This window comes from Parabacteroides chongii (assembly GCF_029581355.1).
Classification (GTDB): domain Bacteria; phylum Bacteroidota; class Bacteroidia; order Bacteroidales; family Tannerellaceae; genus Parabacteroides; species Parabacteroides chongii.
In genome coordinates this window covers 4,194,494-4,206,714 of record NZ_CP120849.1, presented here as the reverse complement: position 1 = coordinate 4,206,714, position 12,221 = coordinate 4,194,494, and the positions used below count along the sequence as shown (strand labels likewise).

At 36.4% G+C, this 12,221-nt stretch carries 9 protein-coding genes; all 9 read right to left on the bottom strand.

The features are described 5' to 3' along the window. Window positions 1-63 precede the first annotated feature (63 nt). A complete protein-coding gene (locus P3L47_RS15695) occupies window positions 64-1,011 on the bottom strand; it encodes an EpsG family protein (RefSeq protein ID WP_277781409.1) in 948 nt (315 codons plus the stop codon). A 21-nt stretch (window positions 1,012-1,032) separates the two neighbouring features. Further along, a complete protein-coding gene (locus P3L47_RS15690; RefSeq protein WP_277781408.1) occupies window positions 1,033-1,986 on the bottom strand; it encodes a glycosyltransferase family 2 protein in 954 nt (317 codons plus the stop codon). Window positions 1,987-2,059: 73 nt separating this feature from the next. Next, window positions 2,060-3,064, bottom strand: coding sequence for a glycosyltransferase family 2 protein (locus tag P3L47_RS15685; protein WP_277781407.1), 1,005 nt, complete (start codon window positions 3,062-3,064; stop codon window positions 2,060-2,062). Continuing rightward, window positions 3,057-4,022 carry a polysaccharide pyruvyl transferase family protein gene (locus P3L47_RS15680; protein ID WP_277781406.1) on the bottom strand — a complete coding sequence of 322 codons (966 nt, stop codon included), beginning with the start codon at window positions 4,020-4,022 and terminating at the stop codon, window positions 3,057-3,059. The genes P3L47_RS15685 and P3L47_RS15680 overlap by 8 nt, the downstream gene beginning before the upstream one ends. A 24-nt stretch (window positions 4,023-4,046) precedes the next feature. Beyond that, a complete protein-coding gene (locus tag P3L47_RS15675) occupies window positions 4,047-4,826 on the bottom strand; it encodes a hypothetical protein (protein ID WP_277781405.1) in 780 nt (259 codons plus the stop codon). A 293-nt stretch (window positions 4,827-5,119) separates the two neighbouring features. Beyond that, entirely contained in the window at window positions 5,120-6,658 is a 1,539-nt protein-coding gene (locus P3L47_RS15670; protein ID WP_277781404.1) for an MATE family efflux transporter, read from the bottom strand. Window positions 6,659-7,217: 559 nt separating this feature from the next. Beyond that, entirely contained in the window at window positions 7,218-7,511 is a 294-nt protein-coding gene (locus P3L47_RS15665) for a nucleotidyltransferase family protein (protein ID WP_277781403.1), read from the bottom strand. A gap of 34 nt (window positions 7,512-7,545) precedes the next feature. Next, on the bottom strand, window positions 7,546-9,462 hold the full coding sequence (locus tag P3L47_RS15660; protein WP_277781402.1) for a UDP-N-acetylglucosamine 4,6-dehydratase family protein: 1,917 nt from the start codon (window positions 9,460-9,462) through the stop codon (window positions 7,546-7,548). A 461-nt stretch (window positions 9,463-9,923) separates the two neighbouring features. Continuing rightward, window positions 9,924-12,167, bottom strand: coding sequence for a GH92 family glycosyl hydrolase (locus P3L47_RS15655; RefSeq protein ID WP_277781401.1), 2,244 nt, complete (start codon window positions 12,165-12,167; stop codon window positions 9,924-9,926). Between the last annotated feature and the right edge of the window lie 54 nt (window positions 12,168-12,221).

Here is a 12,221-nt window from a genome sequence, read left to right as displayed (position 1 = left end):
CCAACTTATTTCTTTTGGTTGTAGACAAATAATAGGCAAACACAATTGTCAACGGAAAACACATCATATGTAGTGTTCTACTTGCAACAAAAGAAGATGTTTGTTGTCCCAAAAATAACATTGCAATATAAAATAAGACAAATGAGTACCTAAATAAATAAATAATATATTTAGGTACTTTCTTTTATTAATTACATACTCCTTTATTAATAAATAGAACAATATGAATCTAGGTATATATTGAAAAAACAAATGTATTATTCCATTTAAGTTTGCTAGACTTTTTTCTTTTTCCAAATATAACATAGAAAAATCTGTAGTTCGAGTTGCAAGAAAACCTGTATTTAGAATATCAAAAACAAAAGGAACAACGAATCCTCGTAATATAGGATATACTAAAAGCATCATCCAAATAATCCGCTTGTTTATAGGAAACAACATGCAGACTGATATAATAACAAAAAGAACTATACTTTTATGTAGATAGAGCGAGAAAACACATCCTAAGATTGCTAATATATTATAAATTATTTTAAGGTCAGAAGGTGGCTTAATAAAAAAAGACGAGCAATATAAAAATAAAGATATTCCAAGACAGCCTCTTGTAAGTGTAAATTGTTGAAGTAAAAGTAAGGCAAAAACAAAACTAACCGAACGAATATTCAACTCATAGCGACGGAAAGTTGCTATTAACAGTATCAAAGCAGTTCCCCATACAGAAAGCCTCCAAATATAATAATTATTAGGCAAAAAATCTATTAACCAATAATAGAAAGGTTCTACGTGTATTGGAATCTTTGCATAAAGCATTTCATTATAAAGATATTCATAATGATAAGTATCAGCCTCAGTATAACCCAATACTGAAAAAGAAAGAACAAAAATTACTAAAGGGAAATATCCTACATTATTACAGCTATATCTATTATATTCATCTCTATATTTACACAAAAACAATATAAATATAAGCAAATTTATTAAAGCTAATTGCCCATTATAATTAAATTCCATAAAGAATAAATATATTTTTAGCTATAGTTTGAAAAAATATAATCCCAAATCTGTTAATATTATTTTCAATTTCATCCTAAAAGAGATTTTTGCAGTCAATGTATCAATTATACTCACATCAGGAAATGCCTCATTCCATATTCTATACCCATCTTGACTATTTGATATTTTACATAATTCTTCCTTAATTAACAGCTTCAATATTACAATTTCCCTACTATATTTACTTACTAAATCGTGTCTTTGTAGAAATGTCAAAATCTTATAATAATTATTACATGACTGCTTATATCGATTATAAATTTTATCAACAGTAAATGCATTAGATATTGAAAATTCATTCATATAATAATAATACATAGACATAGGTAAATACCTAATAGATTTAGCATTATATACTAGCTGTATTGTACAACACAAATCTTCTCGCATATTATCTTCTGGATAAATAAAAGTCTCGTTATATAATATTGAACGTACCATTTTTGTACAGAGAGAGCTATGAACTTTACCACTCAATAAATCACCTAATAAAATAAATTTATCCTCATTAATGTTTGACTTACATTCTTTCAATATACTTATTTCATTTGCCAAACAAAAGTCACACATCGTGATATCATAATCACCACTCTTCGCTTCAACATACATTATTTCATACATGTCTTGTTTTACCCAATCGTCACTATCACAATGTATCACATACTCTCCAGTAGCATTAAGTATACCCCACTTACGAACTGCAGCCTGACCGCTATTTTGCTCCATACGATGTATTACTACTTGATTTTTTCGGAAAGGATATTCTTCAAGTATCTTAAGAAGTATTTTTATAGAATTATCAAGTGAACAATCATCAATAAAAAGATATTCTATATCTTCCAATGTCTGCTCAAATAGAGAACGAGCACAACGCTCTATATATTTTTCAACCCCATAAACAGGAACTATAACGGAAACTTTAGGAGTCTTCATTTTGTTAACCTAATATTGTACAAGTTATAGAATACATCAATTTTTTTTATGCTACAACTTTTCTACATCAAATTTATCGACAAAACTCCCTTCTCTTTATTATTCTCCAAATAATAGAATAAGATATAGTAAAAAGTCGACTCTTATTCAAATACTTCAACAATTTTATAGGGAAAATATAATATAAATAAACATAAAAGGAACAGAGATAAAGATGATCTTTATGTGTAGACTGATATAAATGAAAAATCAAATCTTTTAATCGTGGATACAAAAATGAATTATCATGAATTACATTTACTAAATTACGCACAAATTTTAAACAAAAATGATATCGAAATAATGTTTTTCCACGCAATAGAATATCTTCACAAATAATTATAAGACTATATATTCTTTTATCTTTACTATTTCCTCCAGTTATACCTTCAGGATTCAGATAATAAACATAAATAGGAACGAAACAGATAGCAATACTCTGAGCTGCTTCTGCCAAAAAATAATTAAAATGTTCATCCTCATGATAAATACCTTCTTTGAAAGACAAAGTATTATTTCTTATAAACTCTTTTCTTAAGAGTTTATTCGGAGCTGTCATGCTTACATGACAGCCCAAAAGAATGGTCGAAATTATTTCATTAGAATTGTTTATGTATTCTTTCAAAGCTACATTATTTTGAAGAGAATTATAACGCCTTGCCACATACCAGTCACCATAAACTATATCCACTCCCGGATATTTGTTAGCCAAGGTCACAAGCGTACTTATGGCATGGGGCATTATCTCGTCATCACTATCCAAATAGAATATATAATCACCTTTTGCTGCCTGTGTCCCTGTATTTCGAGCGGCAGAAAGTCCTCGATTACGTTCATGACGAAACTTTCTGAATACGATATTACCGCCATAAGACTCAAGTAATGCTTCTACTATCTGCATACTTTTGTCTGGTGTACAATCATCAACCAGTATACATTCAAGTTCTCCTTGATAGTCCTGTCTTAGGACAGAACGCAAACACCGTTCAATGTGTTTCTCTACGCCATAAACAGGTACTATTATAGATACACTAATCATTTTTCGAATATATATATATATTATCACAGCCTTTCAGCCATGCATCATAGCATCCACTAATTTTACCGTAACTGTTATCCAAGATATAGATTTCCTTGTCTAATAGGAAAGAAAGTATCATGACATGTAACCGAGTAGTATAAATGGTTTTATAGGAACTAATAAATCTAACAGCATCACGAGTAACAACACAACGATGACCATATTTCATCAATAGAGTAATCAAACATCTATAAAACTTGTTCTTCCTTTTACTCAATCTTAAATATAGAGCACATACCACACGCATGCTGAAACTATAATTTCCACTCATGGCCGGCCAATCTTTTCTCTCCACATTTTCTCCAATTATATCTGCTTTATCTTGGACCAATTCCTTATCATTACGTTTTAAATATAATACTTTATCAGTTTGTTTTACTGCACAACGATATAGCAGGTTAACGTCCATATGAAAAGCTAAATCCGGAACAAATAAAGTCTTCGCAAAAGAAAAAAATGTTGTCGCATAATCAAATGATTGCTTATCACGTGTGCAAATAGTCAAATTCTTACATTTAGCCAGACGCTCAGCGTCTTCTTTTGCAACAATCGGATTTTGGTAAAAAATAGATTGAGGCAGAATCATGATAGGGTTATCAGGGTATCGAGTTATGATATCCATTACTCCACTCCAAGCTTTTCTCCATAAGTCACCAAAGAAACCACCTCCTATGATAAGAATTACCGTATCTTTATTTAATGGTTGATAGCGGTACTCATCCCAGCCACACGTTCCGATACATTTATGTGGACATCCTTTAAGCAGAGACAATGCACCATTCCAAATCAATGTGTCACCAGGATTGATGTAATAAGGAAGTCCCCAAAGTACATAATCAGAGGTTATGAGCGGAAGTATTTTCTCATCTATCAATGTTCTTAATTCAAATATACGTTGCTGTCTATTCTTTTTCATTCAATTCAGTTTATTATTTCCTCATCACCTGAACATTCTTTTTAGCTTGTTGACAACTCTTTGTTCAAATATGTGTGTACGGGAAATCAATTTTTGTGAGACAGAATATTCAGTATTACTTTCCTCTAATTTACTATTAAAAAAAGCTTTCAACTCCGGTTGCAACCAACGACCACCATCTGTACGCTCACGATCTCTAATATCGCCATAATGTACATCGTTTGCATGAGGTATCAAACCAAGAGTCAATAAAGAATGACCATTATAACAGTGAGCCAAAGGACAATGCCCAACAGGTTCTTCCGGCAATGGCAGTTCAGGATGAGCAAATACATCCCCCAAAGACCTACCGCAATAACAAGGAGTGGCATTACCTGTTGTAAGGTCAATATAAAGACTCCATGCACCAGCATAACAAAAATCAGTTTGCCGCTTGCCGAATATTTGCGACTTATATTCCCAAAAGTCAGAATGGAACTGTCCCCATACTTTTTCATACTCTTCAAGAGAAAGATTCGTTAATCGATCAGTCCTTTTAGTTCTGTCATCTCTCGCAATTGTAAGTTGTGGAAGTGCACCAAAGTTTTTCATGGAGAAATCCTTGATTTCATCTATATAAGGAATTAACTCATCGGTAGGAACTAATTCAATATTGGCAGAAGCTCCAGCATCCCATATTTTATGGACGTTCTCAACAAAGCGATTTAACCATTCTTTTTTCTTTAATTCCAAATAATGAAAGGAACATTTAAACTCAAGACGCTTCAACTGTTCCTTATCCCAAGAGAGGAACTTTTCAAGCATATTTGTCACTGTTAGGTTAGTAACGACCTCGGCATAATGACCTTGTTCTATCAAAGCCTTTACATACAAATCTATATCTTTTGTCAAAAGCGTTTCACCATCGGCACAAAAGTTCGCGTAGCATACCCCCCCCCAATCTGCTGATATTCAAAGCATTACCAACCTGCCATGGTGTGTATTTCATTTTTGGTTGAATGCCTTGATAATGAACAGGACGTTGTGCTAAATAACAATAGTGACAACGGAAATTGCATATCGACATCGGTATGCGAAATAATAAGATTTTTTTGTTCTTATCCATTATTTTTTCTGATTTTAAGAATTTTAAAAAGGATATCCCTTTCGTTCTTGTTTAGGTAATAATAAATGTCTATCAATAGAGTAAATACTACAGTTAATCCACACATGATGAATAATCCAAGCCAACCTTCCAAATGAAAAACGAATACAAATAATAGCGATATGAAAACATTAATACTACAACACAATAAAGTTTGTAACACATCCTTATAAAACTCAAACCATTTCATATTCAACAAATAAGCTGTATAAGGCAGTGTAACTATCATATTTCTAAATATGGAAAGTGTAGTGCTACATCCGGCAATTACATAAATTCCATACTCTTTAGAGTAAGTAAGCCCCAAAAATACAACTAAAACATTCAAAAGCCCCATGAAAATAAAGCTAATGGAGTTTACACGAAGTTTATTAGTCGCTGTAAACACATTATACAACGTTTGCGTTCCTGAGACAGGAATAAAAGCCATACAACCCAGTATAGATATTACTGTAAGCTCTGTTGCAGGTAACGTAGGTTGCCATAATTTATAAAAATCGTATCCAAAACAACAGAATGTCACAATAGGCACCGATACGATAATGGTAGAAACCTTCATAGCTATCCTTAATTCACGAAGTAAAGCTTCACGATTACCCTTAGCCCATGTTTGAGTTACAGAAGGTGAGAAGTTTCCATTGAGAGTTGTTGAAAGTTGAATTATAGCCGAAGGTATTATCTTAGAAATAGCCAATAATCCCATTGAAAACGGACTAATAAACCAATTAGCCAACAATAAGTCCAAACCGGTGTTAAGAAGATGACCACATTGATTCACTGTATTCCAAATACCTGAGGATAATAATTCTTTCACATAGAGAAAAGAAAAATTCTTATATTGAAAACATACCTCAGGAAGTAATCTGGCTTGCAACCTTCTATATATAGGTAACATCATCATTGTCAGAAATGATGCAACCATTGAAATATAAAATATTTTAGCTGGAAAAACAGAAAACACGACTAATAAGAGTGTAGCATTTAATATGGCTTTAACTGCATTTAGAAGATTACTATGGAATACCTTATTCTTTACATACATGGCCAGAGAAAAAAGCGACATCACTAAACTCATAAAGAAATTCAAAAACACACAAGCAAAAAGAACTTTTACGTCCAAAACATCAGCATTCTCTATTACTACCACATGTTCCAAATTAAAAATTATTAGGGCTGATATTGGCAATAGCAAAATACATATTAATACATCTACAATGAATATAGAGGAATACAACTTATTTGCTCTATCAAATTCATTTTGATGATATGCCACTGATACAAATCGAGCTGCCATAGAGTTGAAAGCGATAGTAAGCAAAGAGGCATACATTACGAAGTTGTTAGCCAATTGAGAAAAGCCATTCGCTTCTGCCCCTAATGTACGCACAATAAATGGTGACAAAAAGAAACTAACCGCAAATTGAACAACTACAGCAAATAATCCTGTAACAACATTTAAAGCCGTTTGTACTTTATACGATTGAAAATTCATAAACAAATGAAGCAATCTATTTAGGGCATATTCTTAATTAATGCACTTTGTAGTTCCTTAAACTGAGTAATATTAAAAGTTAGCATCCAATTTTGACGTATCACATAGGGAAAGCCAACAGACGGCAGTTATCCATTAAATAAGTTCAAAAAAGGAGTTGATATTTAAAGTTTATTATTACCTAGTCCAATAGTCATTGGAAGAAGGCTCTCATAATTCCTACGTCCGTTAACTATTGCTTGAAAAAACATCTTAAAGTATTGCAAGGCAGAAACACCCTGTATCTTGCAAGTGGATATGATCGTATGGTAGACTGCCAATACTCTCGTCATCACTGCCAAAGAACAAGGAGTTCTTACGCTCACCTGACAGGGAACGTATGAATCGTTCGGCAATAGAGCCTCCGATAGCTATCAATTTTATGCAAATACTATCGAGAAGAGTAACACCACTCTCACTTGACAAAAAATCATTAGGTGAATGAATAGCAGAAGAACGCTTTATGATTTGTATCAAAGAGTCATGAAGCAACTGCAAGATATGGAGTACCACTGGTTTATTATACATAAATACCCTCCTTTAAAATTCGGTCACGCAAAAAAGAGTCCATTTGCTTTCGCAAACGTACGATATCTACTTTACAACCTAATAGTTCTTCCAATTCACATTTAATGCCTGACAAAACAAAGAAGCCACGTAACTCTCCCTCCACATATATATCTACATCACTATTTTCAGTCTGTTCATTATGCGCAACAGAACCAAATATACCCATCCGGGTAATACCGTAATAGTCGGCATTCCTTTGCATATATCCTCGCAGTAAAGCGATGTATTCTGTTGTTAATTTCATATGTTATAAATTTCTTATTTAAAAAGATAGAAATTTATTCCTTATCCAACACCTCATACTCCGAATTCTTACTCTTGAACTCCGGTACAATCCCTTTCATATACTTAACTGTACCCATTTTATCCACTTTGATCGCCAAATCGATTAACGGACTCATGACCTTACAAATGTCTTCGTAGTCATATTCTCTCACCTGGGCACGGTATATTTTGGCGTTATTCGTAGGGAGGGTATTTTCTTTCGTTGCCAGAAGTTCTTCATATAGTTTCTCGCCGGGACGAAGACCTGTGTACTGGATTTCTATATCTTCATCGGGGATAAGACCTGCCAGTTCAATCATACGGCGAGCCAGATCGGCGATCTTTACAGGAGAACCCATATCAAAGACAAATATCTCATTTCCCTTACCCATAAAAGCTGCTTCCAGTACCAAGCGACATGCCTCCGGGATCGTCATGAAATAACGGATAATGTCCGGATGGGTGACTGTTAAAGGGCCGCCTTTCGCTAATTGCTCACGGAAACGGGGAATAACGGAGCCGTTACTGCCTAATACATTTCCAAAACGGGTGGTAATAAAATGGGTTTTACCCGGATGCAAACCTTTACTGATAGCGATGCTCAGACTTTGTACATAGATTTCTGCCAAACGTTTGGAAGCTCCCATCACATTCGTCGGATTGACAGCTTTGTCGGTAGAAACCATAATAAACTTATCGACATTATACCTGACTGCCATATCCGCTACATTACGCGTACCGTATACATTCGTATGAACGGCTTCACAGGGATTCTCCTCCATCAGAGGTACATGCTTATAGGCGGCAGCATGAAATACATACTGAGGCTGAAAACGACGGAAAACAGATTCAACACGATCAATCATCCGGATATCTCCCATTACAGGAGTAAATTCTACCTGAGGGAATTTTTCTTCCAGTTCCAGACGTATATTGTGCATGGGGGTTTCGGCACTGTCGAACAGGACCAGCTGCTTCAAGTTAAAGGAACATAACTGACGGCAAAGTTCGCTGCCTATAGAACCGGCTGCTCCGGTGACTAATACGACTTTTCCTTTCAGGGAAGCGACGATCTCTGTCATATTGATACAAATCTCCTCACGACCCAGCAAATCTTCTATATGTACTTCAGGCAGGTTATGAAAGTTGATTTTTCCTTTTTTCAGTTCGTCAACCGAAGGAAGTATCAACATACGAACTTTTTTCTTCTCACAGTAGCGGACAAGACGTTCACTCTCCTCCTTTACCAAACGATAGTCGGTGAACAGAATAGCCTTGATATCTTTCCGGTTTACCAAATTGTTGAAATCAACCTGCTCTTTGATCGAATAGATACTGTATTTACCTGCACGCAAGGAGGTTCGATCACCAAAACGCAGGAATCCCGATACTTTATACAACAGTTTGTCACTCAGGGATGCATCGAATAAAAAAGTTCCGGTTTTGTCTCCCTGATAAATCAATAAATTCCCTTGGTTAGAAGAAACACTATTGACTATGATTGCATAGAAAACAATCATGAATACACGGAGAATTGTTAAAAGAAAGAATGTCAGAAATAAATCGACTACGGCTCCTAACGCCAATTCACGGGGAGATTGAAGCGTTGTAGTCATATAGACTAAAACAACAATGAAGAGTATCTTTATTAAAGAGGATAATGCCAGGCGACCGGCTTCCGTAAATGCGGAATGACGGATCACACCTTTATAGGTCCGGCATAGGTAGAAACTGCACAGACTGGCACAAAAGGATATAAATAATATGTGGAAAATGGATTCGTCTACAAGCTTTGTTCCCAGGATATACCACAAGAACGACAGAGAGGTCGAAGTAGCCAGTATTGACAGAAATAAATCAATAAATAAGACAATCCAACGGTTAAAAAATTTAACTCGCGACAATACTAGTGCAAAATCATTGATAATCATAAGTTGTAAATTAGGGGTATTATGTAAAAAAGTTCGTCAGTCCCAAACGGCCAACCTACATAAACATCTGAATAACTTATACTTAAAGGTTATTGGAATGACTAAAAAAAACGTTCCTTTTTTCTAGTCATTTTTGTTTGGTGAATTTTTGTTAACCCATGATTGATGCGGTATCTTGAAAAAAGTAGATTAAAACATTGAATAACAAATAGATAAAATTACCGAAATGCTTTGTATTTCAACAAATATCGATTACATTTGCAGCACAAAAAAAATGACTAGAAAAAAGGAACGTTTTTTCTAGTCATTTTGAATTTTAGGGCTTTTCAAAACCTTAAAATATTTACATTTTGAAACATTTCAACCCTCTATATTTATATACAACATAGTTTTTTCAATACAAAAAAGCCCTGAGAAGCATTATTACTCCCCAGGGCTTTCTTCTAAAAAATAGCTATCTTTTATTTATGTGTATCTTCCAATGTAAATTTCAACGTTCCGGCATTTACCAGCTCTTCCTGTGAAATGGTGTAACCTTTCAGTTTCTTTCCGTCGGCAGTCACATCTTTGATGTAGATGTCTTCCGGTGTCTGGTGCATAGATTCGATTACCAACTCACCTTTGGGATAGAATTTCTTATTCAAATCGATGGTTACCTTGTTGAAGGTCGGTGAAGTTAGTACATAGTCCATATCTCCCGGACAAGCAGGATAGAATCCCATCATGGAGAATACAGCCCAGGTAGACATTGTTCCGGTATCGTCATTGCCGGGAAGACCATTCGGTGCATTGTGATAATACTTGTTTAACAGTTCGCGGACTGTTTTCTGGGTACGCCATGCTTCGCCTTTGAAGTAGCTGAACAGATAAGGATAAGCGATATCCGGTTCGTTAGCCATATCGTAGTGGCCTTCGTCGAACACCATCTGCAGTTTATCGACAAACTTCTTCTGACCACCCATCAGCTTAACCAGGCCAGGGATATCGTGAGGAACATAGAATGTATAGTTCCAGGCACTTCCTTCATGGAAACCAGGATTCGGTTCGAAGTTCTCTCCCTGTTTCGGGTTGAACGGAGAATAGAATGTACCGTCAGGCAAAAGCGGACGAAGGGTTCCGAACTCTTTGCTGTAATAGTTCTTATATCCCATCGAACGGTCATAGAAAAGTTTGGCATCTTCTTTCTTTCCTAAAGCTTTGGCAAACTGGGAAAGGTTCCAGTCGGCGATATAATATTCCAGGGCATGAGATACCGAATTGTCGTATTGTTCACGCAGAGGAACATAGCCCTTGCTCATATAATCGTTATTGTCCGGACGAAGCAGATTGAACTCACCCGGAGTCGTAGCTCCTTTACGCATCGCTTCGTAAGCAGTTTCAACGTCGAAATCACGAAGACCGCGCATCCAGGCATCCACTATATAAGGTATAGAAGGATCGCCTTCCATCGTGAGGGTCTCACGTCCGTAAAGCTCCCACTTGGGCAGCCATCCGCTTTCCTTATACATATCGACCATCGTACGGATAATGTCGAGCTGGCGTTCGGGGAAAAGAAGAGTCATCAGGGTACTTACGTTACGGTAGGTATCCCACAAGGAGAACACCGTGTAACGGTTGCCTGTCGTATGACCTACTTTCAGACTTTCCATCATCGGATATTCTCCGTTTACGTCCTGGATAATGTTCGGATGGATCAACAGGTGATACAAAGCTGTATAGAAGATCGTTTTATCGTCTTTGGAGCCACCTTCTACCTTTACGCGGGACAGATCGCTGTTCCACATATTGCTGGCTGCCGCTTTGACTTTATCGAAGTTGAAGTCCGGCTGTTCCGTGTTCATGTTCAGGCGGGCATTTTCGATGCTGACGAAAGAAACACCCATCTTCACTTCGATGACTTCGTTTTCTTCCGTATCGTAGGTAAACCATACACCGATATCATCACCGCTCATGTCACGATTATACTTGGTATACAATTTATATTTACCGGAATAAATATCCCATTCGGCTTCCACGCCTTTCATCTCACGCTGTTTCTTCCAGTATCCCATCGACTTGGGGGCTTTGCTGACTTTCATAACGAAATAGATCGGGAATACCGCCTGCGGATTATAGCAGAAAGTGCCCAGCAACTTGCTTCCTTCAATCTCGGTTTCGTTGACGATACGGACAGTCGCACCGGTTTCGTTGGTCAATCCTTCACCCAGGTTCAGGAGGATATTGCCCTGACCTTTCGGGAAAGTGAAACGGCTAAGGCCAGTACGCATAGTGGCTGTCGCTTCTGTCTTGATATTATATTTTGTCAGGACATTGCTGTAATAACCCGGATGGGCTACTTCGTCTTTATACTTACTGCCATACTCACGGTAATCGACCTTCAGATCGCCTGCTGTAGGCATCAGCAGAAGACTGCCCAGTTCAGGACAACCGACACCGCTCAAATTGACATGGGCAAACCCTGTCATGAAATCATTGTCGGAAGAGTATGGAGTGGACCACCACTGGCTGTCTTTATCGAAACGGTTACTCTCCGATCCCATCACATTGAACGGCGTGACACTCATCATACCCTGGGGACAGATAGCTCCGGGATTGGTCGTCCCGTAGTTGCTGGTCCCGATAAACGGGTTTACATAATCTACCGGCTGTTGCGCTGCCGCCATCAGGCTACCACACAGCAGGAGGCTCATTACTTGCTTCTTCATTCTCGATTTATTTAATTAATTAATAATATGCTAATTTGAAAATGTGCCAATATG

Excerpts from the sequence above, each read along its gene's own strand:
- P3L47_RS15675 (WP_277781405.1), bottom strand. The coding sequence starts at position 4,826 with ATGCTTGAAAAGTTCCTCTCTTGGGATAAGGAACAGTTGAAGCGTCTT.
- P3L47_RS15695 (WP_277781409.1), bottom strand. The coding sequence starts at position 1,011 with ATGGAATTTAATTATAATGGGCAATTAGCTTTAATAAATTTGCTTATA.
- P3L47_RS15660 (WP_277781402.1), bottom strand. The coding sequence starts at position 9,462 with ATGATTATCAATGATTTTGCACTAGTATTGTCGCGAGTTAAATTTTTT.
- P3L47_RS15690 (WP_277781408.1), bottom strand. The coding sequence starts at position 1,986 with ATGAAGACTCCTAAAGTTTCCGTTATAGTTCCTGTTTATGGGGTTGAA.
- P3L47_RS15665 (WP_277781403.1), bottom strand. The coding sequence starts at position 7,511 with ATGAAATTAACAACAGAATACATCGCTTTACTGCGAGGATATATGCAA.
- P3L47_RS15685 (WP_277781407.1), bottom strand. The coding sequence starts at position 3,064 with ATGATTAGTGTATCTATAATAGTACCTGTTTATGGCGTAGAGAAACAC.
- P3L47_RS15680 (WP_277781406.1), bottom strand. The coding sequence starts at position 4,022 with ATGAAAAAGAATAGACAGCAACGTATATTTGAATTAAGAACATTGATA.
- P3L47_RS15670 (WP_277781404.1), bottom strand. The coding sequence starts at position 6,658 with ATGAATTTTCAATCGTATAAAGTACAAACGGCTTTAAATGTTGTTACA.
- P3L47_RS15655 (WP_277781401.1), bottom strand. The coding sequence starts at position 12,167 with ATGAAGAAGCAAGTAATGAGCCTCCTGCTGTGTGGTAGCCTGATGGCG.